This is a genomic window from Amycolatopsis sp. NPDC102522, from assembly GCF_055584485.1.
Genome location: NZ_JBVJLY010000025.1, coordinates 21,831 through 42,615, shown reverse-complemented (window position 1 = coordinate 42,615; position 20,785 = coordinate 21,831). Strand labels below are relative to the sequence as shown.

The following is a 20,785-nucleotide window of genomic DNA, read 5'->3' as shown; positions in this document are numbered from 1 at the left end:
GCATGTCTCTCGACCTGAAGAACAACATCAACGCCGCGGCCAGTCTTGGCCCGGCCGCGCGGACCGCGACCGCGAACGGCACCGGTGTCGACCTCGCCGGGTACTCGGCGACCGTGCTGGTGATCGTCGCGGGCACCGTCACCGACGGCACGCACGCGGTGAAGCTGCAGGAGTCCGACGACAACTCGACGTTCGCCGACGTCGCCGCGGCGGACCTCGACGGCACTGCGGTGTCGCTGGGATCCGGACAGTCCAACACCGTGACCGAGATCGGCTACCGGGGCATCAAGCGCTATGTGCGCGCGGTGTCGACGGTGTCCGGCGCCACCACCGGCGGGGTCTACACCGCGCTGGTCGTGCGTGGCAGCGCTCGCAAGTACCCGAAGTAGGAAGGGATTCGGCACCGTGCGAATCACGATGAAGACCACGTACGCCTCCCCCGAGGGTGCGCTGCAGCCCGGACAGACCGCCGACGTCGCCCCGGGGCTGGGCAAAGCCCTCGTCGCGGGCGGCTACGCCTCCGCGGGCGACGAGGAGTTCAGTCCCGAGGATGCCAACAAGGCCAACGCCAGGGCCGCGGCCAAGCGCGGCGGCAGGCCGAGCACCAAGCGCGGCCGCGGCGCCCAGGCCGAGGAAGGCACCGGCGACGATGACAGCCAGGGCGACGACGGCCAAGGCGACACCGGCGACGGTGACGGCCAGGACGAGGGCAAGGGTGGCGACGGCGGACAGAGTGCCGGCGGCGACGAGTCCGGTAAGGACTGAGCCATGTCCTACGCCACGCCGGTCCAGCTCGCCGCGTGGATGGGCCTGTCGCCGTTCACGCCGGACTCGGCGGACGAGACCCGCGCGCAGCTGCTGCTCGACGTGGCGACCGGGAAGATCGATGACGAGCTCGGGCAGTCGCTCGTGCTCGGCCCGACGGTGGACGACCTCGACGGCACCGGCAGTGACGTGCTGGTGTTGTCGAGGTGGCCGGTCACCGCGGTCGCCTCGGTCACCGTCGACGGCGAGCCGCTCCCCTCGTCCGAGTACGAATGGGAGTCCGCCGGGCTGTTGCGCCGCAAGCGCGGTTGCTGGGCCCGGTGCGACGACGTGACGGCCCTTTTCACCGCCGGGCATGACCCGGTCCCGAAAAGCGTGGTCGGGCTCTGCCTGGAGCTCGCATCGGGATCGTGGGACAACCCGACGGCGAAGAAGTCCGAACGGCTCGCGGACTACCAGGTCTCGTACCTGCGCGAGGGCATGTCGCTGTCCACTGCGGACAAGAAGGCCCTGGGCCGGTACTCGGCCGACCGGTGAGGAGGTGGGCGGCGTGCTGCTTCCGTTCGGGCATCCGATCACCGTGCACCGCGACGTCCCCGCCGGTGTCGACCCGAAGACCGGGAACCCGAAGCCGGGCACGGTGACGACGTTCATCGTGGCGCGGTGCGCGGTGGTCGCGGTCTCCGAGATGAGCGCGACCGCGTCGGCCGAGAGCTCGGCACCCGGCCGCACGGTCTCGTCGACCCGGCGGATCCTTTACGCCCCGTACGGCACGGACCTCCGCAAGGAGGACCGCGTCGAGGCCGAGGGCCTGCTGTATCAGGTCGACGGCGACCCGATCCAGGAACGATCGCCGCTGACCGGCACCCGCGGCTACATGAAGGTGGCGCTCGACATCGTCACGGGGCCGACGGCCTGACCCGGAAGGGAGGCAGGGCGTGGAGCTCGCGACGACGGAGACCGTCACCGAGGCCTGGCTGCAAGCCGCCGGGTTCATCCGCACCGGCACCGAGCTGCCCGACCACAAGTTCTGGGGCGGGAATTCGTGGGTGCAGTACACGGTGGTCGGCGGGACGGTCGACAAGGACTCGCGGGTGCGGGCACCGATGATGTCGATCGACTGCTGGGCCGCCGACGACGAGGGCCGTCCGCTGTGGACGGTGGCCGATCAGCTCGCCGAACGGGTCGTGCAGGCCTGTTTCGACGACCGGCCGCCCGTGGCGCTGTCGGCGCCGGACACCGAGCCGTTCGCGCTCAAAAGCGTGGTCTGCCGGTGGTTCCCGCGCCGGATGCGCGGCGACCCGGACGCCTACGCGCGGAAGATGCTCGCGGTCCAGCTGTACTGGATCACCAGCACCCCGATACCGCGGACTTGACGGGGGAGGGGGAGCGATGGAGTACGTGCCGGATCCGGACGGGCACGCGCAACTGGCGGCGCTGATCGAGACCACGATGGACAAGGTCACCGAGGACGTCGCGGACGACGCGCGGTGGAACGCCGCGGTGCTGTCGGGGGAGATGCGGGAGTCCACCTACGCCGACACCGCCGCGCGGCCGCGGCGCGTGGTGTCCGACTCGGATCACTCGTACTACAACGAGGTCGGCACGCAGAAGATGGCCGCGCAGCCGTTCCTGCGGCCGGCGCTTTTCCAGGCGCGGGAACTGTAATCGACCTGCCCTCTGTGGTGGGCAATCAATCAATTTCGGGTTCGGGATCGGTTGATCCCACAGCAAAGGAGTGATTCGCCATGGCCGATACTGCCGGCCTTCAGCCGGGCAACCTCGTGATGGGGCCCGCCCGGCTCTACATCTACAAGTTCGCGTTCGACCCGACTCTGTCCTACGAGCCCGCGCTGACGGACGTCAACCTCGCCCCGGCGGCGTCGGCCTGGTACGACACGGGTATCACCCTCGGCGGGACGAACACCAACATCTCGCCGACGTGGACGCCGCTCACCGGTGACCAGCTCGTCGACAAGCTCGGCGCACGGCTGACCGACCGCGACATCAAGTGCACCTGCAACTTCGCCGAGATGACGCGAACGAACCTGGCGTACGCGTGGAACATGACCGCCGGGCCGACCGGCGCGAACTACTCGGTGTCGGACCTCAACGCGGGCCAGAACGCGAACCGGGCCCCGTACCGGACGCTGCTGGTCGACGGGCTCGGCCCGGACGTGACCGACGGTTCGCGGTCGCTGAAGCGGCGCGCGATCCTGCGGAAGTCGCTGCCGACCGGTGACACGGCGCTGAACTGGGAGAAGGCGAACCAGCAGGCGCTCGCCGCGCAGTTCCAGGCGTTCTTCGTGTCGGAGTCGACCAGCCCCATCCGGATCATCGACGAAGTCGCCGCCTGATCCACCACCCCCAAGACGCAGCCCCGGCACCGCGCGCACCTGACGGCGCGCGGCGCCGGGGCTGCCCCACTTTCCCCTTGTCCTGTCAGGAGGACCTCGTGAGCCGCAAGAACCGCAACCGCAACCGCGGGCCCCGCCCGGCCATCGCCGCACCCGAAACGCTGGGTGTCGTCCTCGACGACGACGCCTCGAAGGCCGAAGTCGCCGCGCTGCTCGCCGACCGCGAGCCGCTGTTCACCGTCGATGGCGTCACCTACACGATCCCCAAGAACGTCCCGCCCTCGTGGACGTTGCAGGCCTACGAGGTCGCCGTGTCCCTGGGCGAGTCCGACGCGCTCGCGTTCGCGGCGAAGAAGCTGCTCGAACCCGAAGCCTGGACTGCCCTGGTGGAGTGCGATTCGGTGAGCCCGTCGGCGATGCGCACGGTGCTCAAGGCGCTAATGGACCGGATCCTGCCGAAGGGCGTGCTGGTCCCAAAAGCCTGACCGGGCTGTGGCGCGAGCGGCTGTCGGTGCTGTCGTGGTTCGTCGCGCACCTCGACGACGTCCTGTCGGACATGTCGGTGTTCCACCGGATCGACGAGCTCGACCAAGTCCCGGCCGCGGTGTTCTTCCCGCGCATGGTGCGGCTCGCCCTCTACGACGGCGCCGTCCGGCACGCGCTGCTGCGTGAGGAGCCACTCCCACCGTCGCATCCGGATCAGCCTTCGTTCGAGACGCCCGCGCAGCCCGAGCCCGAGCCGGTGCGGCCGCACACCATCGAGCAGCTGAAGGCACTCAACCAGACCCGCGAATACGGGCCGCTGGGGGTGAACCAGGCCGGAGTCTTCGACTTCGGCTGAGCGTGGAGGGGGCATTCAGTGGCGGGGCAGGAGTTCCGGATCGCGGGCGCCTATGTCGAGGTGCACCTGCGGGACGAGACGGCGGCGGACGAGAAAGTCATCCGCGCGCGGATCGAGGGCGAGAAGCCCGTCACGTTCGACACCGCGCTGAAGGACCCGGCCAACACCCGGCTGGTGAAGGAGAAGATCGAGCGGGAGACCAAGCCGACCATCCGGCCGGAGGTCACCAACCCGATCGATGACGCCTGGCGTCGCAAGGTCCAGGCGGCGATCCGGGCCACCAGCGAGCAGGCGCTGGACATCCCGGTCACCCCGGACACCGCGCTGTTCCGTCGCGACCTGGACGTGGCGATCAAGAAGGCGCAGCAGGGTCTCCGCGCCGAGATCCCGACCGATCCGGACGACGCGGCGCGCTACCGCGGGCAGCTGCTGGCAATGCTCGCCAAGGCGCAGGCCGGTATCAAGACGAAGATCCCGGTCGAGGTCGACGACGACTCGCTGAAGGCCTCGGCCCGCCGAGGTGGCGAGGCTGTCGACACTGAGATGAGCAGGGTCGCCAAGCGCGCGAACGCGAGCTTCGACGGCCTGAAGTTCCTCGGCCTGTCGGTCGGGCTGCCTGCCGCGGCGACGATCGGCGCGGCCGGTGCCACCGCGGCGATCGCGTTGGTGGCCGGCGGGTTCGGTGCGCTCGGCGTGGCGATGGTCGCGAACAACGATCGTGTGCTGACCTCGTTTCAGCAGACGAGCAGGGGAATCGCGGACGATGCGCGCGCGATGGCGCAGCCTCTCGAAGGCGAAGTCGTCGACGCGATCGACCAGGTCGGCGAGTCCTGGGCCGCGATCCGCCCGGCCGTGCAGTCGGCGGTCCGCGGCTCGGCCCCGGCGATCCGGGAACTGACCGGTGCGGCGACCGACCTTGCGAAGAACGCGATGCCCGGCGTGGTCGACGCCATCGAGGCATCCGAGGAGCCGCTGAAGGGCCTGCGGTCATGGAGCGCGCAGGCCGGTACTGGTCTCGGGCTGCTGCTCACCAACGCATCGAAGGGCGGCCCGGCCGCCGGCGCCGCGATGCGCGACTTCGGCGGGATAACCCAGGACGTGCTCGGGCAGACCGGCACGCTGCTGGCCAACCTCGCCGAAGGCGGGCACACCGTGCTGCCGCAGTTCGGTGGCGCGGTGAACCAGGTTTTCACGGTCGCTAACAACCTGGCGAGCCACGGAATGCCGCTGCTGACCGGCACGACGTCCGGTTTCCTCGGGACGGTCGGTGGCGGGTTGAACATCGTCACGGGCATGACGGCGGCGCTGGGGTCGTGGGCTGAGCCGCTGGGGCAGGCTGGCGGGTCGCTGCTGGCGACAAACGCGATGGCGAAGCTGTTCGGTACGAGTCTCGGCGAAACCGGGTTCGGTGTGCGGGCCTTCGCGACCACGCTGGATGAGTCCGGGAACAAGACGACGGCGTTCAAGCAGGCGATGGACGGTGTCGAGGGCAAGGGCAACAAGCTCCGTGCGGGGCTCAAGTCGGTGGTGGACAACGGGTTCAACCCGCTCGGGCTCGCGCTGCTGGCTGGTGGTTTCCTGCTGGACCAGTGGGGCCAGAAGACCCAGGAAGCCGCCGCGAAAACCGCGGAGTTCAACGCCACCGTGGCCGACATCAAGGGCACGCTCTCGTCGACCGGCGCGGTGACGGCGAACACCCGCGCGATGGAGGCGAACAACCTCGCCACCAAGAAGCTCGGGGTGTCGCAGAAGACCGGGTCGGAACTGCTCACCGAGTACAGCATCTCCGGCCAACTCGCGACCGATGCGATGACCGGAAACGTTGGTGCGCTGGACAAGTTCAACGCCAAGCTGGACACCAACGTGCGGTCGGTGCTCGGAGCGAAGATGCAGCAAGACGAGTGGAACGTCCTCCAGTCGTTCGGTGTCAGCCAGACGGACGCCTACAACCTCGCTCTTGGCGGGTCGACGAAGGAGTTCGCGAACCTCAAGGACGCGATCAGCAAGACCATGGGTAGCACCGACGACAGCATGATCCGGTTCAACAGTGCGCTGCTCGCGATCCAGGGCTACACGCAGGGGCAGCGCGACCTGGCGGAGGAGGTACGGCAGCAGGCGCGAGCGACGGCCGAGGCACAGCGGCAGATGCGCGAGCTCGGCGACTCGACCGGCTTCACCGGCGAGAAACTGCGGCTGTCGGCCGCAGACTCGGCGGTCATGTCCGCCGCGCTGGCCACGCTCGGCGACGCCACGAAGAGCGTCTCCGATCAGGGCGGCGCGCTCGGCACGGTGCTGGATCAGCTGTCGGGCAAGAACAACACCCTGTCGGCCGCGCAGGCACAGAGCACGAAGGCTTTCGACGACGCCGACAAATACATGAAGCAGCTCAAGGACTCCGGCGGGAAGCTGCGGGGTACGTTCTCCGACCTCGTCAATGGCGAGGGCGGGATCAACGGGCTCACCGCGAAAGGCGCGAGCCTGCAAGGCGTGTTCGCGTCGCTGTCGACGGCGATGGGTACCGAGGTTGCCGCGGCGTTCGCGCAGTCGCAGGCCACGGGCGACGACCTCGCGACATCGCTCGGCCGTGTCGGCGAAGTCGTCGGCCGCACCCGGTCGAAGTTCATCGACGCCGCCACCGCGGCGGGCCTGACCAAGACCCAGGCCGGAGAGCTCGCCGACCGGCTCGGACTGATCCCGTCCGAAGTGGAGGTTCAGTTCGCGGCGAAGGGCGACCAGCAGCTACAGGACAAGCTGCTCACCCTGATGAACCAGATCCGCGCCTTACCCGCTGGCAAGTCGATCACCTTGCAGGCGAACGAGAAGCCGGCCGCGGACGCGCTCGCGGCGCTCGGGCAGAAAGTGGTCCAGCTGCCGGACGGCACCTTCAAGGTCTTCGCCGACACGAAGGAGGGTCGGACGGCAGCCGACAAGCTGATCGCCGACATCGATCACTACTACGGAACCGTCACCGTGCACGCCAACACCGGTCCGGCAGCCGGTGCGGTTACCCAGTGGCAGCAGCGCACCGACGGCACGTGGGGCATGACCACGACCGACACCCGCGTTGATCCCGCCACCGGGAAGGTCCAGGCGTGGATGATGCAGGCCAACGGGACCTGGGGCTGGACCACCCTCAACACGCGCACGGACCCGGCTAACGGGCAGCTGCAAATGTGGGTCCAGCGAGCCAACGGGACGTGGGGCTGGGTCACGGCCGACGCGAAAACCGCGGCGGCTGAAGCGGCGCTCAACTACGCGGCACGAGACCGGACAGCCATCATCCGGACGATGGTGGTCGGCACCCCGGGAGGCGGCACCAACGGGGGCAGCCTGACCGGGAAACCGGTCTACAACGCGCAGGGCAACATCCTGAAGTTCTTCGCTGGCGGCGGCTTCGAGGGCCTGACCCCGATGTCGTCGATGGCGCAGATCGTCGCACCGAACACGTGGCGCGTGGTCGGCGACAACCCGACGTTCCCCGAGTCCTACATCCCGCTCGACCCGCGCTCGCCGCGGTCGCAGCGGCTACTGGACGAGACGAACGAACGGATGGGCCGCACTCCTGCGGATGGTGGCGGAACGACGGTGAACAACACGTTCAACACCACAGTGCACACCGCGGCGGTCGAACCGCACGCGGTCGCCGCGGCGGTGTCGGCCGACATCGGCTGGAAGACGAGGGGAGGGTGAGGTGCCGACTCGGGTGATCTGGCCGACGTACTCGATCGGGTCGTGGGTGGCCAATGTGGAGGACGACGCCGGCACCGCCTGGGTCGTGAAGTCGCAGACACTGAACGACGGCGCGGCCCGCAAGACCCACGTTTCCGAGCGGCCGTTTGGGATGGGCGCGTATCGGAACCGGTCGTATGTCGCGGCGCGGTACGACGTGATCCAGGGCTATTGCCAGGCCCAGGATCGCGCCGGCCGCGTCGCCGCGCGGGACCAGTACATGGGCCTGTTCCCCGACGGCGGCCAGGCGCTGCTTGTCATCGACGACGGCCTGGCGCCGCGGCAGCTGCTCGTCGAGCTCGACGCCGAGGTGCCGCGGTGCGAGGTGTGGCAGACCGGCGAGGGGTTCGACTGGCAGCTGCAACTGATCGCCGCGGATCCGCGGTTCCTCGACACCTCCGTCAAACAGACGAGTGCCACGCTGAGCACGGTCGCGTCCGACGGCCTGGACTGGGCGGCGGGCGCACCGGGCGGGCTGGACTGGGCGGCCGGTTCGCCGGGCGGGCTGAACTGGGGGAGCAGCGGCGGCGGGAACCTGCTCGTGCTCGCGAATCCCGGATCCGCGATCACCTGGCCGGTGTTCACCATCACCACACTTTCGTCGCTGACCAATCCGACGTTGACGAACCCGGTGACCGGGTCCGTGCTCGCCTACTCCGGAACCATCGAGAGTGGACAGACGCTCACCATCGACTGCTCTCCGTTCACACGGTCGGTGACCTTGAACGGGATCGACCGGTCCTCGTCACTGTCGTCGGCGCAATGGATCGAGATTCCCGCCGGCCAGACCACCACGGTGCAGGTCTCCGGGATCGGCGCGGGCACGGTCACCGCTACCTGGCAGTACGCCTACAAGTGAAAGGGGGACCGAGATGCCCACGAACGCACCGGGTACCGGGTTCTGGACCGCGCAGAACCGCAACAACGCGCTCCAGGGCCGTACCCTGTTGCAGGGGCTGTACCTCGCCACGAACACCGGCGGCGCGGACCCCATCCCGCTGTCGTCCAATCGCACCGGCGTGCTCTGCACGAGCGATTACGGGGCGAACATCTTCGACCTTCGGGTGACGGTCTCCTCCGGACTGGCGATGTCGGTCAAGCCCGGAACGGCGATCGTCGACCGGCCCGGCGTCGGCCCCTACGAGGGCTGGCTGCGGCCTGGCGCGGCGAGCGTCACCTGCGATCCCGCACCGGCGTCCAACCCGCGCAACGACATCGTCGTGATGCGGATCTACGACGCCGCGCAGGGCGACACCGTTCCGCCATCCGGGCCGGTACAGATCGAGATCGTCACCGGCACCCCGGGAGGGGTCCCCGTCGACCCGGTCAACGTCGTCGGCGCGATCTCCGCCTGGCCCAGCGCGGGCGGCGGGGTCGGGATCGCGCTCGCCCGCGCCCGAGTGAGCACCGCCGGCGTCATCACCCTGACCGACGTACGGCGCTCCACCGGCGTGCTCGGCGCGGTCCGGCCGATGCTGCCGGGCGACCTGTCCACTGACGGCTCGAACTGCCAGGGCGACCTCCGCTGGAACCCCAGCTTGAAGACGATCGAGCTGTACAACGATTCCGGAGCCTGGCAGCAGGTGAAGACCAGCCGCGACGATGCGTTTCTCGAGGTGCGGGCGAACGCGAACCAGCCGCTGGCCGGTTCGTCGGGGGCGAACAAGCTCACGCTGGCGACCGTCGTCCGGAACAACGGGATCACCTGGAGCGGCAACAACACCGCGACGCTCCCCGCCGACGGCCGGTACGCGATTTACTGCGCGGCAGGCGCAGCGTTCGCGGCGGGGAACAACTTCGGAGCGGCGATTCACGGAACGTCGGGGCCACCGGCGGGAACGGCGTGGTACTCGGCACCGTCGTTCACCGGCGGGACGACCGACACTTTCACCGCGAGCACCAGATGGTTCGCCGCGGGCACCCAGATCTGCCCGTACGTCTACAACAACGGGTCGGCGGTCACCCTGGCTCCGGCGGCCAAGCCCGCCGAGTTCCTCATCCACAAGATTCCTTGACAGCAAAGGGGAATGCACGATGGTTTTCGTTTTCCGCAAACGTGAGGCCGAGCAGTGGGACGGCACCAACTTCGAGGCAGTGCGCGCCGTGATCGGTCGCCGCCTGATCGGGTTCGGCGCCGGTGAACCGACCCTGTCGGCCGGTGTCATCACCATTCCGGGAACGCGCGGGGACGCCACGCTCACCGTGGGGATGTGGTTCGTGACCGACGACCTCGCCGGTGAGTGCCTGTCCGATGAGGACTACCGCGCCGCCTACGGCGAGCTGACCACCACGCCGCCGCCGGCGGAACCGGAGTAGCGCGTGGCCGCCGAGCGCGAGTACACCGCGGTCGTCTACGCGACCACCTCGGGCAGGGTCCTGTACGACGTGAACCTGGCCGACGATCCCGAATGGTCGGTGCGAGTGAACGACGTCGGCGGCGGGAAGATCACCGTGCCGCTGCTCGGCGGCGACGAGACCGTGCGGGTGCGGGAGTGGTGCGTGCCCTGGCGGCACTCGATCGCAATCCTGCTCGGCAACCACGTGTGCCAGGCGGGGCCGATCGTCCCGTACGCCCCAGCGGTCGACAAGGCACAGCTGACGGTGGCGTTCAAGGGCATGTGGGAGATGTTCAACCGCAGGCTGCTGCACAACGAGAACTGGAACCCGGCGACAGCGAAGATCACCGACCCGTCGGCTGACCTGTCCGTTACCGACAGCCTGCCGAACATCGCCCGCACGATCGTCGACCACGCGCTGGGCTGGCACCACCGGCCCGGGTCGGACCTCCCGGTAGACCTGCCCGCGGTGCTGCCGGGCGGTGGCACGAACGAGAGGAACTACCACGGGTACGAGGCTGCGTCGGCGGGGCAGCGTCTGCAGGAGCTCACCCAAGTCGACGGCGGCCCGGATGTCGTGTTCCTGCCGTACCTGATCACCTCGGGCGGAGTGCGGACGATCCGTCACCGGATGCTGATCGGCAACCCGCTGCTGACCCAGCTCGGCGGCGCGCTGCGATTCGACTACACCTCGACCCTGGTGTCTCTCGACATCGCGGGGGACGGCACCAACCAGGCGAACACCGTGTTCGTGAAAGGGGCGGGGCAGGACGCCGGGACCGTGTTCGGCTACGCCACCGACACCACGTTGATCGACCAGGGCTGGCCCGCGCTGGACATGGTCGACAACGGGCACACGAGCGCATCCGAACAGTCCACACTGGACAGCTGGGCGCGAGCCGACGTCGCACTGTACGGGACCCAGCCGGAACAGTGGCAGGCCGTGGTCCGTGCGGATGCGGCGCCCGAGTGGGGTTCGTACAGCCCGGGGCACTTCGCCGACTACAACGTGCAGGGCCATCACTGGCTGCCCAACGGTAAATACAGCTACCGGATCCTCGGTGTGTCGCGCAGCGCGGGCACCAAGCGCGGATGTGTCGACCACCAGCTGCAGGCGGTCCGCGCCCAGTAGGACGGAAGGGGAGCGGCTGATGGTGGCGAACTCGCCGATCGAGCGACCCGGTACGAGCGACTACCTCGTCAACGAGCTGCGTGCACTCCGGCAGGAGTTCCAAGAGTTCACCCGCGCATCGAAGTACCCGTTCGTCGTCTCGCACAACGGGGTGACCGACTTCGCCGTGGTGCCGCGGGCGGGATCCGACAGCGCGGTGGTGCAGGTGTTCGACGGCACCGGAAAGCTCGTGCTCGGCTCGGACGCCGATGTCGGGTACGGACTGGCGCAGCCGTTCATCCAGGTGCCGATGTACCCGACGACACCGGGGTTGATCTTCAACAGTGGCGGGTCGTTCGCGTCGTACTACACCGGCCAGGTGCAGCAGCTCAACAGCTGCTTTCTCGCGCAATGGCGGATGAACAACTCGTGGGGCGGGGTCGGTGCGGCGTCGGTCGTCGAAAGCTACGTGCAGATCACCGACTCGGTGACCGCGTGGTCCTGGACGAGCCCGACCGTGACGTCGCCGGCGTCGTCGACGACCGCGCCCGGCGTCCTGACCACGTGCGGCCCGTACGCGGTGCAAGTGCCCGACACCTCGATCGGGAACTTCCTTGGGGTCGACATCTTTTCCCGCGTCGTGTCCGGCGGCGCGAGCTCGGCCGTGGCCGTCACCCCGGTGTCGGTCCTCGGCGTATCGAAGGCCTTCGCGACCCCCTGGCTTGTATGAGCCGCAGCTGGGCGCGCTCGATCTGAGGGGGTGCGGTGTCCCTTGCTGCTGCGGAGTCGGTGCCAGCCGGGAGTCCTTGGTGGGTCTATGTCGCGACCAGCCTCGTCACGCTGCTGGTCGCGGTCGTCGCCGCCCGCGGCCCGGTCTGGGTCGAGCGAGCCAAGGGCAGGATCGGGAAAGCGCCCGATCCGCCGCCGGCCGTGGAAAAGGCCTCGGCCGGCGAGTCCATCTTGCGCGAGTGGCGCGACGCCACCCAGGCCGCGCTCGACGCCGCCGAGGAGCGCATCGACAAGCTCGAAGCCGAGCTCTACCGGCGGGGCTGGGACGGGAGGCTGCCATGACGCGTAAGGAACGGGACGACCAGCTCGACGAGGGCCTGGCCCTCGTCCACGAAGCCGCCGCCGCGACCGCGCGCCGGGACTTCTGGCGGCACACCTGGCCGCGGCTCGTCGCGGCGGTGTCCCTGCTGGCGCTGCTGGTGTCGGCCGGATCGTGGTGGGCCCTGTCCGGGCTCTACGACTACCAGGCGAGTACCGACGCCGCGGTATCCGTTCTGCGCACGCAGGCCAACGACGCGAAGGCAGCGGGGGACAAGGCGAACGCCGAGCTGGCCGGGCGCGGGCAGGCGACCGTCCCGATCCCACAGCCGGGCGAGGCCCGCGACGTCGACGTCATCGTGTCGGCCGCGACCGCCCGCGTGCTCGCGAGCCTGCCGGACGCGCAGCCCACCGCGGCCGAGCTCGGCGGCGCCATCGCGAAGTACTTCGCCGCCAACCCGATCACCCCGCCGAGCCCGACGCCGCTGGCGATCGCGACCGCGCTCGCCGGATACCTCGCGACCAGCCCGCCACCGTCCGGGCCGAAAGGCGACGCCGGGCAGCCCGGAACGCCGGGCCAGAACGGCGAGCGCGGCGAGCGAGGCGAGCGCGGGGAGAAGGGCGACAAGGGCGATCCGCCAACGGCGGCCGAGATCCAGACCGCGTTCGCCGCGTACTTGCGCGACAACCCGGATGCCCTGTGCCCCAAGGGCGGGACGTTCGCGCAGCTGTCCATCGCGACCGACGACGGCGGTACGGCCGACGTCTACACCTGCGTCGTCGAGACCTACCCCAACACGACACCGGCACCCAGCACGACCACGAACCCGTTGCCGCTACCCCCGAATTGAGGTCTGGCCCATGGCGCTCGGCATCGACATCTACCGAAAGTTTCAGAAGGTCACCGACTGGCAGGCCGTCGAAGACCACGGCGTGACGTTTGTGTACGTCAAGTTGACCGACGGTGGCGGCATCGCACCGGGCGGCCCCGGCGACGCCGAGGTCCGCGGCGCGAACTCGGTCGGGATCCCGGTCGGCGGCTACCACTTCGTGCAGGCCTCGCCCTCGCCCGAGCAGCAGGCGGACCTGTTCGTCGCCGAGGTGCGGCGCACCGGCGCGACCGGGTGCGTGCCGATGCTCGACCTGGAGGACAACCCGCCGGTGTCTTCCCAGCCGAACATCCCCGACAGCCGCAAGCGCGACTTCGGGATCCGGTTCTGCAATCGCGTGGCGTGGCACGGGTTCCGGCCCGGCGTTTACCTGAACAACTCGCTCGCGAAGGCCCTGCGCCCGGATCAGTGGGGCGTGCGGGACCTGGTGATCTGGATCGCGCGCTACGGCAAGAAGCCCGACGCCGCGGCGGGCCGGTACGACCTGCACCAGTACAGCGACGCCGGGCGAGTGCCCGGCATCCGCGCGTCCGGTGTGGACCTCAACGAGTCCTATTCGGACGCTCACCTCACCGCCGCGGCCCGCCACGGCGGCGGTGGTGCCGCGCCCACCCTGAGTGAAACCGGAGTAGAGATCATGGAACGCAGAACGATCAAGGCCAGTCCGTCGGTGACCTCGGTCCGGCTGCTGCTGTCCGGCAGCCCGAGCGCGGCGATCATCGTGCGGCCGCGCATCGACGGCGACGGCATCACGGACACACCGGTGTGGCAGGGCAACATCTACGCGTGGGGCAGCGACAAAGTCGGTGTCGGCGGCAACCCCATGCAGACGCCCGGGTTCAAGCCGAAGACCTTGTCGCACCGCAGGTACGCCTTCCCGGGCGCGGTGTGGGCCGACTTCGAGTACAGCTCGAACTCGGACTTCGAGATCGACATCGTCGGATGAAAGAGGCCAGCATGACCACGCGATTCCCTCTCACGGCCGCAGCACGCCGAGCCTCGGCCATCTGGACCGCCGTCGGCGGGATCGTCACCGGCCTGGCCGGTGTCGGCATCATCACCGCCGAGCAGGACACCGCGCTCCAGGGCGTGCTCGCCGGGGTCGCGACGCTCGTCGCCGCGGGCACCAGCGCGCTCGCCGCGTTCGGCGTCCGCCGCCGCGCCGAGCCGCTCGTGACGCCCGTCGACGACCCGCGCGCCGCAGACGGCCGCACCCCGCTTGCCCCGATCGTCGAGCCCTGATCCCGATCGTCGACCACGACCCAGGGAAGGAAACCCACCCACCATGAGCGATCAGGACACCCCGCGCTCCGAAGCCGAGTCGCTGCCCGTCGATCCGCTGTTCAATCCCGGCGACCCGGCATACGCGGGCTGGGCGGGCGAGCCGACTCCGGGCCCGCCGGCCGAACCGGCGCCGAGCAGCCGCGCCGAGCCGCCCAACACCGGCGGCGACGACGAGGACGAGAAACCCGCCCAGCAGCCCGCCACAGCCACGCAGGCGGCGCTGCCGTCCCGGAAACGCTGACGCACCACAGAGGCCCCCGTCACCCGCATCACGCGGGCGGCGGGGGCCTCTTTCGTCGTGTCACCCGGCAGGCTTGTCCGGGCTGTCGCGGATCGCGTGCACGTGGCTGATCGCGGTCGTGTAGTGGATCCCGAGCTGCCGAGCGACCGCGGCTGTGCTGATCGGCTCGCCGGTGTCGACGGCCTCGCGCAGCAGCTGGTGCACCGCGGCGCGGATCTCGGCGCGCGGACGGTCCTCGCCGCTGCCGGGTGGCCGGCCGCCACCGCGGCGCCGGGGGAGCTCGCGCCGGTCGCGGTAGGCGGTGACGGTGCTGCGGTACCACAGCGGGATGCCGTAGACCTCCTCGTCCGGTGCGGGCACCCGGTCGCGGTACTGGTCCCGTTCCCAGGCGCTCGCCGTGACCCCGGCTTCGGCGGCCGCCTCGACCCTGTCGAGCAGGTCCCCGCCGTGGTCGACGTCCGGCAGCGGCGGGACCGCCTCGTCCGCGGCGAACGCGACGGCCTGGTCCCGGTCCCACAGCGTCGGCCGCCCCCGTGTGGCTCGCTCCGGCGTGATCGGCGCCGGATGGCCCGGCAGGTCCCAGGGCTTCACGCGGCGGGCCTGGCGCTGCGAGAGGCCGTGCAACTCGGCGACCCCGTCGCGGTCGACGACGTCCCGCCCGACCGGGATCACTCGGCCGCCTGGTGCGTGTCGACGAGGGCCTGGCGGCCGGCCGCCAGGATCTCGAGCGTCGCGGCGGCGTCCGCCTCGACGTCGCCGGAGTTGGCCGGCCGGATCACCGAGGGCACGCCGTCGACGGTGATCGTGAACTTGGTGACCAGCTTGTGCGTGGCGATCGCGTCGGCGACGGCGTCGTGCGCGGCGTCCCAGGCTTCGACCGGGGTCGCGCGCTGCCCCATGGCGAATGTCGTTTCGGACTCGACGGTCCAGGTGTGCGGCATGGTGTGATCTCCCGTTTTGTCGGTGCGGCGTGTTATGGAGCGTTGCAGCTGGAGGGAGTCGTCAGGCCGCGGCGACGAGATCTGTGGATAACTCGCCGCCGCGTGCGGCGGGCTGTGGATGGCGGGGGTGGTTGCCCACCCCCGCCGGTCCGCTACCGGAGAACGTCTTCGAGGCGTTCCCACAGCTGCCGGGTGCTCACGTATGCGGCGCGATCCATGATCAGCCACGCGAGCGGCCCCACCTGAATCCGGATGTGCACCGGGAAGTTCGGCGTTCCGGGGATCAGGTCCATCCGCGTTGGTGCGTCGGACCCGAGCCGGATCACCATCCCCGCCGGGCACTCGGCGTTCGGGTTGCCGCGTCCCCATCCGGCCACCTCGGGCAGCCGGTGAGCGTGCAGCGCCGCGTCCCGCCAGGTGGCCGCGATCCGCTGGGCGGTGTCGCTGCCCCGCACCCGCGCGAGAAGCCCGCCGATGGTGACGTGCGCCTCGGCCTCGCGGGTCCCGGCGCCGGTCACGTCCACGTTGGTGAAGACGTTGCCCACCGTCCGGATGGCGGCGAACTGGATCGTGGTGACCCAGTCTCGGGTGTTGGCCATTTTGGCTCCCTCTGTGTAGTTGTCACGGTCGCCGGTCGGGGGCTGGAATCCCCCTTCCAACAAGGAGAACTATAGCCGAATTGGTGACCACTTGCAAGGGGTTTACGTTGGTGTGTAAGCTTTTGCGCGCTCCCAGTTGTCACGGTGGAGCGCGAACCCCGGCGCTGGAAACCCGCTCGCGCGGGAGTCGGGATCGCACCGCGGCCCCTCGGCGCACGCCGGGGGGCCGCTTTCGTTCGTGGACATGACGAAGGCCCCGGCGTCTCCGAGTGCCGGGGCCTTCTGTCCTCCCGCTGTCCGGATTTTCCGGGCCCTCCGGTCGCGGTGTCGGGTGTGCAGCGGGTGGAGTGGAAGCCCGCCCGCGCGTCGCCGAGGGGTCGTCGCGCGGGCGGGCGGTCAAAGGGGGCGGGCGGCCAGTGCGGCTACCCGCATCCTCCGGTGAACATCCAGGCCGTGAGCGCGGCCGCGACGGCGAACGCCACGAACAGCGCGGCGAAGACCCCGCCCCAGCCAGGCCGCCGGCGCGTCATACCAACGTGCTCTTGCCGGTGATCACCGCGAGCTTGGAACCGATTGACTGACCGAGCCATCGAGCACGCTCGGCCGCGCGGATGGACTCCTCTGCCTGCTCGAAAGTTGGGCTTGGGAACGCCCCGTTCCACACCATGGTCATGCTCCGCTTGGCGATCGGTACCGCGACCATGTCGACGTCAGCCGCGTTGCACAGTGCAGCCAGTCGCAGAACCCAGCTCGTCAGGTCCTCGCCGGGCTTGAGATGTTCCCACCGGGCGATCAACCACTTGCCGTTCGACAGCTCGGACACCATCTCCGTATGGGTCATCGCCATGTACGGCTGAGCGACCTGGTCGGTGTTCATGACCGTGACGGCGCGAGGTGATCGAGCAGCGCCCCGAACGCGGTGTGACCGACCACCAGCACGGGCCGCGCCGCGCTCGGCAACTCGCGCTGCTTGGTGTCCCGGATGCCGACCTGGCCGACGCCCTGGCCGACCTCGACGCACGCGTTTTCCTCCCAGTGCGTGTACTTCGACTTGTGCCAACCGGTGAACGTTTCGTGCGGTGTGCCAACCGTCATCGCTGTTCCTCTTGCCTCTCGATCGCCGCCAGGTCGTACATGGCCTGCCTGATGTTGGCGACCAGCCCGGACGCGGTCGGGAGGTCGAGAACGGCCTCTGTCTCGCCGAAGCGGATCGCCGGGATGGCCTGCCCGGTGTCGTGCTGGATGACGCCGGTGAACACCTCGACCGGGTTCCCGTCGTGGTCGGTGAGCCTCACCCGTCGTTCTCCCGTCCACCTGCTTGCCATCTCGCTGATCGTCGCCCAGGCCGCTGCGCCTCGCTAGGAAAATTGCGCAAAATCCTGTTTCTTCACCTGAACGCGAACGATCTCGCTACTGAAAGTGAGAAAGCGTGTGTGATCATCACTCGTTCGGCGGCGCAGAATTGCGCAAAATTCTGGTGATGATGGGAGCTCAACTCGAACTTGGGAGGCAAGATGCGGCAAGACGACGACATCGTGTTCATGGGCACGAGCTCTGCGAGCGGGGGGTGTCCGACCCTCTACGTGACCCGGCGCGGGACGGTCGTGGTCCAGGGAACGACCGTGACCGACCCTGAGGCATTGGAGATGATGAGGGCCCGCGGCAACGGGATGCCGCCATACGAGAGCGCGGTCGAGGTGCCGGCCGAGCTGCTGCCGTTCATCGACTTCGACAAGCTGCAGAAGCTGGCCTTCGCCGATGAGAACCGGCCAGAGTTCATCGTTGACCCGGCGTCGGCCGCGCGCCTCGCCGAGCTCGCCGAGGCGGTCAAGTCCTCATGACGTGGCTGTCTCGCGACGAGTTCCCCACTCTGTTCCACAACTTCAATCGCAGCGCCTGGCGATGGGAGTGCCAAGGCACCTACCGGGAGCCGGACGAGCAGGAGCCGATCCAGGCATGGAGGGAAGGGAGGCCCGACTTCGCCTTTGTGGAACCCTGGTTCGCACAGATCCGGCGTCAGCGCGCCGAGGGCAAACGGTTCGAACGCGTGCGGATGCTCACCGACCCGCTGACGGAGTACCTGCAGTGGCTCGCGTCCATGACGCACCTGAACGTTGAAGCGGGCGAGGACATCCGGTGGATCGGCGAGACTCAGGCGCGCGAGTTCGGCGCACCGGATCACGACTTCTACATCTTCGATGATGCGCGCGTCGCGATCTTGTACTTCGATGAGGGTGGCGTTTCCGGAGCCGAGGTGACAGACGATCCGGTGGTGCTCGACGAGCACCGGAGGTGGCGTGACACCGTATGGCCCGTGGCGGTGCGCCACGTCGAGATGTTCGAGCCAGCCAAGAGGAGCCCGTGACCGATCCGTCCGACCGTCGCCGCGAGTTCGCCGACCGGCTGAAGCAGATCCGCAAGCCGAAGATGGCCGCGAAAGAGCTCGCCGCGGTCGCGGGCTGGCAGGCATCGAAGGTGTCGAGAATCGAGACTGGGCAGTCGTCGATCTCGGATCCCGATCTGATGCACTGGGCGACGATCCTCGACGTTCCGGCCGACATCGTCAGCGAGCTGCGGGCCGAGCTCAAGGCGATTCGGCTGGACGAGGCGCGTTGGCGGTCACGGCTGCGCGCCGGTGGCCATGCCAGTGTTCAGCTGTCGTTCGCGGAGGTCGAGCGTGATGCGACGAAGATCTTCGCGTTCGAGGCGTGGCTCGTTCCCGGCCTGCTGCAGACGCCGGACTACGCCGCCGCCATCTTCCAGAGCATGGCCGACCTCAAGAGCGCCGGCCACGACATCGCGGCCGCGGTCGCAGCTCGGATGCAACGCCAGGCCGTGCTCTACGACGGCACCAAGGAGATCCACCTGCTCATGACCGAGGCCGCGCTGCGGAACCCGGTCGCGGGCATCGATGTGATGGCCGGCCAGATCGACCGCCTGGTGGCTGCAACTACGCTTCCCGCGGTCCGGTTCGGCATCGTGCCGCTCGGCGTACAACTACCGTTCCCGCCGCTGCACGGGTTCTGGCTGTTCGACGACGAGATCCTGAACGTCGACACCTTCCACACCGAGATCGTCACGCGAGATCCCGACGACGTCCGGCCATACAAGCGCTTCAAGGATGCGGCGTGGGAGCTCGCCGTCGAGGGTGAGAAGGCCCGTGCTCTGCTGCTGCGGTCGGCCTGACGCTCAGCTGCCGACGCGGCACACCGTGTCGTTCGAGGCAGATTCCTGCTTCCCGAACGACACGGCCTTCCCGTCGAATATCACTACGCAGCTGACGGCTTCGCTGGTCGTCGGAGTAACGGTGACGACCAGACCGAGGTCGTCGACGTCTTTGTCGGTCGTGAAGTCAACCGTCGCGAAGGGGGTCACCGGCGTGCTGACTGGGCCGGTGTCGCCAGAAGGGCCGCCCTGGACGCGATAGATCGTTCCAAGGGGGCCGCCAACCCTGACGCTCACCTGGTGTGGGCCTGCCGCCTTGAACGCGCCACCGACCCACAGGCACCCGAATACGAGTGCGGCGCCGATGGCAACCGCGAGCGCGACGCGACCAAAGGTGACCCGATCCCAATCGATCGACGACACAGCTTCCCCCTCGGCATGTGACAGATTGCCTGAGCGAAGTCGTCCGACGTGTCGCCGACGTTACAGACAGAGACTGGGAAGTCCTCGCGAGACGCCGCTGGGGCATCACGTGGATGCCCCAGCGGGTCGGCTCCGGCGAGCCAAGTTCGGATCCAAAGTGATCCGTTTATGTTCACTCGACCGCTTCCGCGTTCAAGTTGGCTGGTCACACAGTGCGTGTGACCAGCCGCGACGTGCCCCCGGCAGGACTTGAACCTGCGACCTAGAGATTAGAAGGCTCTTGCTCTATCCAGCTGAGCTACGAGGGCCGACGTCGGCGACGTTGGGTGTCGCCCAGCATCGGCAGCTTAGCCGTCGCCAACCTGTCGATCGTTCGACACCGCCAGATCGTTTCAGGTCGAGCCCACCGTTTTTTGGAACGCCCGTGAGCGCGTCACGACGCGGGGTGACGCGCCCACGGGCCGGGGCCGCTTCGAGGGAGCGGCCCCTGGGTTCGTGCAGGTCGCGAGTCGACTCTTCCGCGAGCGACCGGCACGAACCGTCAGGGTGGTCAGTCCCAGATCTTGAGGGCGCGGATCACGAACGGTCCCTGGGGTACGTAGGTGCCGCCACCCGGATAGGTGATGAAATCTCCTTCGGTCGTGCACTCTTCACTCTGGTAAATCGTCACGTCCCTGCTCAGCCGGTTGACGAACGAATGCCCGTCGAAGCCTTCGGGTAGCGGAATGCATTCCTCGGGATTGGAGGTGCGCAGGTCGAATTTGTGCACGGTGCCGCCGAAGGATTCTTCGCCCCAGACGCAGAACTCGCCCTTCTGGCAGACGGGCGCGGGCGGCCCGGTGGTGGCGCTCGCGACTCCGGTACTGGTCAGCAGGCCGAACATGGCCAGCAGGAGGACGTGCGGGAGGCGTGTGCGCAGGTTCGTCAGACGTCGTTGCATGGCTGGGTTCTCCCCCGTGAATCGGCGGCCCGGTGGCCGTCGGTGAATGTGTGATTCCACGATGACCCGAGAGGAAGGCTTTGTCTGCCCGCATTTCTACTTCTGTGGATAAGTAG

31 protein-coding genes and 1 tRNA gene are annotated in these 20,785 nt (G+C 68.9%); 23 read left to right on the top strand and 9 right to left on the bottom strand.

What is annotated here, in order from left to right:
* The first annotated feature begins 2 nt into the window (after nucleotides 1-2).
* From ACZ6YV_RS37375 to ACZ6YV_RS37280, 20 genes are all read left to right on the top strand, one after another.
* Nucleotides 3-389, top strand: coding sequence for a hypothetical protein (locus ACZ6YV_RS37375; protein ID WP_465514112.1), 387 nt, complete (start codon nucleotides 3-5; stop codon nucleotides 387-389).
* A 16-nt stretch (nucleotides 390-405) separates the two neighbouring features.
* The gene (locus ACZ6YV_RS37370) at nucleotides 406-765 is read left to right on the top strand and encodes a hypothetical protein (RefSeq protein ID WP_465514111.1); all 360 of its coding nucleotides are present in this window, start codon (nucleotides 406-408) and stop codon (nucleotides 763-765) included.
* A gap of 3 nt (nucleotides 766-768) precedes the next feature.
* Complete coding sequence (locus tag ACZ6YV_RS37365; RefSeq protein WP_465514110.1) at nucleotides 769-1,302, top strand: hypothetical protein; 534 nt, start codon at nucleotides 769-771, stop codon at nucleotides 1,300-1,302.
* A 13-nt stretch (nucleotides 1,303-1,315) separates the two neighbouring features.
* Nucleotides 1,316-1,684, top strand: a complete 369-nt coding sequence (locus ACZ6YV_RS37360; protein ID WP_465514109.1) for a hypothetical protein — start codon at nucleotides 1,316-1,318, stop codon at nucleotides 1,682-1,684.
* Between the two features lie 19 nt (nucleotides 1,685-1,703).
* Complete coding sequence (locus ACZ6YV_RS37355; RefSeq protein ID WP_465514108.1) at nucleotides 1,704-2,141, top strand: hypothetical protein; 438 nt, start codon at nucleotides 1,704-1,706, stop codon at nucleotides 2,139-2,141.
* A 16-nt stretch (nucleotides 2,142-2,157) separates the two neighbouring features.
* The gene (locus ACZ6YV_RS37350) at nucleotides 2,158-2,433 is read left to right on the top strand and encodes a hypothetical protein (RefSeq protein WP_465514107.1); all 276 of its coding nucleotides are present in this window, start codon (nucleotides 2,158-2,160) and stop codon (nucleotides 2,431-2,433) included.
* Between the two features lie 80 nt (nucleotides 2,434-2,513).
* Nucleotides 2,514-3,122 (top strand): hypothetical protein, encoded by a 609-nt coding sequence (locus ACZ6YV_RS37345; protein ID WP_465514106.1) that lies wholly within the window; start codon nucleotides 2,514-2,516, stop codon nucleotides 3,120-3,122.
* Nucleotides 3,123-3,220: 98 nt separating this feature from the next.
* Nucleotides 3,221-3,607, top strand: a complete 387-nt coding sequence (locus tag ACZ6YV_RS37340; RefSeq protein ID WP_465514105.1) for a hypothetical protein — start codon at nucleotides 3,221-3,223, stop codon at nucleotides 3,605-3,607.
* 26 nt (nucleotides 3,608-3,633) lie between these two features.
* Entirely contained in the window at nucleotides 3,634-3,963 is a 330-nt protein-coding gene (locus ACZ6YV_RS37335) for a hypothetical protein (protein ID WP_465514104.1), read from the top strand.
* A gap of 18 nt (nucleotides 3,964-3,981) precedes the next feature.
* Nucleotides 3,982-7,653: a phage tail family protein gene (locus tag ACZ6YV_RS37330; RefSeq protein WP_465514103.1), complete on the top strand. Its 3,672-nt coding sequence runs from the start codon at nucleotides 3,982-3,984 to the stop codon at nucleotides 7,651-7,653.
* Nucleotide 7,654: 1 nt separating this feature from the next.
* On the top strand, nucleotides 7,655-8,551 hold the full coding sequence (locus tag ACZ6YV_RS37325; RefSeq protein ID WP_465514102.1) for a phage distal tail protein: 897 nt from the start codon (nucleotides 7,655-7,657) through the stop codon (nucleotides 8,549-8,551).
* A gap of 13 nt (nucleotides 8,552-8,564) precedes the next feature.
* Entirely contained in the window at nucleotides 8,565-9,707 is a 1,143-nt protein-coding gene (locus ACZ6YV_RS37320; RefSeq protein ID WP_465514101.1) for a hypothetical protein, read from the top strand.
* A gap of 19 nt (nucleotides 9,708-9,726) precedes the next feature.
* Complete coding sequence (locus ACZ6YV_RS37315) at nucleotides 9,727-10,008, top strand: hypothetical protein (protein ID WP_465514100.1); 282 nt, start codon at nucleotides 9,727-9,729, stop codon at nucleotides 10,006-10,008.
* Nucleotides 10,009-10,011: 3 nt separating this feature from the next.
* Nucleotides 10,012-11,160, top strand: a complete 1,149-nt coding sequence (locus tag ACZ6YV_RS37310; protein WP_465514099.1) for a hypothetical protein — start codon at nucleotides 10,012-10,014, stop codon at nucleotides 11,158-11,160.
* A gap of 19 nt (nucleotides 11,161-11,179) precedes the next feature.
* On the top strand, nucleotides 11,180-11,869 hold the full coding sequence (locus tag ACZ6YV_RS37305) for a hypothetical protein (RefSeq protein WP_465514098.1): 690 nt from the start codon (nucleotides 11,180-11,182) through the stop codon (nucleotides 11,867-11,869).
* Nucleotides 11,870-11,904: 35 nt separating this feature from the next.
* Complete coding sequence (locus tag ACZ6YV_RS37300) at nucleotides 11,905-12,210, top strand: hypothetical protein (protein ID WP_465514097.1); 306 nt, start codon at nucleotides 11,905-11,907, stop codon at nucleotides 12,208-12,210.
* A complete protein-coding gene (locus ACZ6YV_RS37295; protein WP_465514096.1) occupies nucleotides 12,207-13,037 on the top strand; it encodes a hypothetical protein in 831 nt (276 codons plus the stop codon). The genes ACZ6YV_RS37300 and ACZ6YV_RS37295 overlap by 4 nt, the downstream gene beginning before the upstream one ends.
* A gap of 10 nt (nucleotides 13,038-13,047) precedes the next feature.
* On the top strand, nucleotides 13,048-14,022 hold the full coding sequence (locus ACZ6YV_RS37290) for a glycoside hydrolase family 25 protein (protein ID WP_465514095.1): 975 nt from the start codon (nucleotides 13,048-13,050) through the stop codon (nucleotides 14,020-14,022).
* A gap of 11 nt (nucleotides 14,023-14,033) precedes the next feature.
* Entirely contained in the window at nucleotides 14,034-14,318 is a 285-nt protein-coding gene (locus ACZ6YV_RS37285) for a hypothetical protein (RefSeq protein WP_465514094.1), read from the top strand.
* A gap of 43 nt (nucleotides 14,319-14,361) precedes the next feature.
* On the top strand, nucleotides 14,362-14,601 hold the full coding sequence (locus tag ACZ6YV_RS37280; protein ID WP_465514093.1) for a hypothetical protein: 240 nt from the start codon (nucleotides 14,362-14,364) through the stop codon (nucleotides 14,599-14,601).
* Between the two features lie 60 nt (nucleotides 14,602-14,661).
* Here ACZ6YV_RS37280 and ACZ6YV_RS37275 read toward each other — a convergent pair whose 3' ends face one another.
* The 6 genes from ACZ6YV_RS37275 to ACZ6YV_RS37250 form a co-directional block, all read right to left on the bottom strand.
* Nucleotides 14,662-15,273, bottom strand: a complete 612-nt coding sequence (locus ACZ6YV_RS37275) for a hypothetical protein (protein ID WP_465514092.1) — start codon at nucleotides 15,271-15,273, stop codon at nucleotides 14,662-14,664.
* The gene (locus ACZ6YV_RS37270; RefSeq protein ID WP_465514091.1) at nucleotides 15,270-15,542 is read right to left on the bottom strand and encodes a hypothetical protein; all 273 of its coding nucleotides are present in this window, start codon (nucleotides 15,540-15,542) and stop codon (nucleotides 15,270-15,272) included. The genes ACZ6YV_RS37275 and ACZ6YV_RS37270 overlap by 4 nt, the downstream gene beginning before the upstream one ends.
* A gap of 152 nt (nucleotides 15,543-15,694) precedes the next feature.
* Complete coding sequence (locus tag ACZ6YV_RS37265) at nucleotides 15,695-16,141, bottom strand: hypothetical protein (protein WP_465514090.1); 447 nt, start codon at nucleotides 16,139-16,141, stop codon at nucleotides 15,695-15,697.
* A 526-nt stretch (nucleotides 16,142-16,667) separates the two neighbouring features.
* Entirely contained in the window at nucleotides 16,668-17,018 is a 351-nt protein-coding gene (locus ACZ6YV_RS37260; RefSeq protein ID WP_465514089.1) for a hypothetical protein, read from the bottom strand.
* Complete coding sequence (locus ACZ6YV_RS37255; RefSeq protein WP_465514088.1) at nucleotides 17,015-17,236, bottom strand: DUF397 domain-containing protein; 222 nt, start codon at nucleotides 17,234-17,236, stop codon at nucleotides 17,015-17,017. Before ACZ6YV_RS37255 ends, ACZ6YV_RS37260 begins: the two co-directional genes overlap by 4 nt.
* The gene (locus ACZ6YV_RS37250) at nucleotides 17,233-17,436 is read right to left on the bottom strand and encodes a hypothetical protein (RefSeq protein ID WP_465514087.1); all 204 of its coding nucleotides are present in this window, start codon (nucleotides 17,434-17,436) and stop codon (nucleotides 17,233-17,235) included. The genes ACZ6YV_RS37255 and ACZ6YV_RS37250 overlap by 4 nt, the downstream gene beginning before the upstream one ends.
* Before the next feature lie 219 nt (nucleotides 17,437-17,655).
* Between ACZ6YV_RS37250 and ACZ6YV_RS37245 the strand changes: the two genes are divergently transcribed.
* The 3 genes from ACZ6YV_RS37245 to ACZ6YV_RS37235 are packed head-to-tail and all read left to right on the top strand — an operon-like array spanning nucleotide 17,656 to nucleotide 19,327.
* Nucleotides 17,656-17,982, top strand: coding sequence for a hypothetical protein (locus ACZ6YV_RS37245; protein ID WP_465514086.1), 327 nt, complete (start codon nucleotides 17,656-17,658; stop codon nucleotides 17,980-17,982).
* Nucleotides 17,979-18,506, top strand: a complete 528-nt coding sequence (locus ACZ6YV_RS37240; RefSeq protein ID WP_465514085.1) for a DUF6879 family protein — start codon at nucleotides 17,979-17,981, stop codon at nucleotides 18,504-18,506. The genes ACZ6YV_RS37245 and ACZ6YV_RS37240 overlap by 4 nt, the downstream gene beginning before the upstream one ends.
* Nucleotides 18,503-19,327, top strand: a complete 825-nt coding sequence (locus tag ACZ6YV_RS37235) for a helix-turn-helix domain-containing protein (protein WP_465514084.1) — start codon at nucleotides 18,503-18,505, stop codon at nucleotides 19,325-19,327. The genes ACZ6YV_RS37240 and ACZ6YV_RS37235 overlap by 4 nt, the downstream gene beginning before the upstream one ends.
* A gap of 3 nt (nucleotides 19,328-19,330) precedes the next feature.
* Here ACZ6YV_RS37235 and ACZ6YV_RS37230 read toward each other — a convergent pair whose 3' ends face one another.
* The 3 genes from ACZ6YV_RS37230 to ACZ6YV_RS37220 all read right to left on the bottom strand — a co-directional run bounded on the left by ACZ6YV_RS37230 (nucleotide 19,331) and on the right by ACZ6YV_RS37220 (nucleotide 20,669).
* Entirely contained in the window at nucleotides 19,331-19,729 is a 399-nt protein-coding gene (locus ACZ6YV_RS37230) for a hypothetical protein (protein ID WP_465514083.1), read from the bottom strand.
* Between the two features lie 234 nt (nucleotides 19,730-19,963).
* Nucleotides 19,964-20,037, bottom strand: a tRNA-Arg gene (locus tag ACZ6YV_RS37225).
* A 242-nt stretch (nucleotides 20,038-20,279) separates the two neighbouring features.
* A complete protein-coding gene (locus tag ACZ6YV_RS37220; RefSeq protein ID WP_465514082.1) occupies nucleotides 20,280-20,669 on the bottom strand; it encodes a peptidase inhibitor family I36 protein in 390 nt (129 codons plus the stop codon).
* Nucleotides 20,670-20,785: the final 116 nt, after the last annotated feature.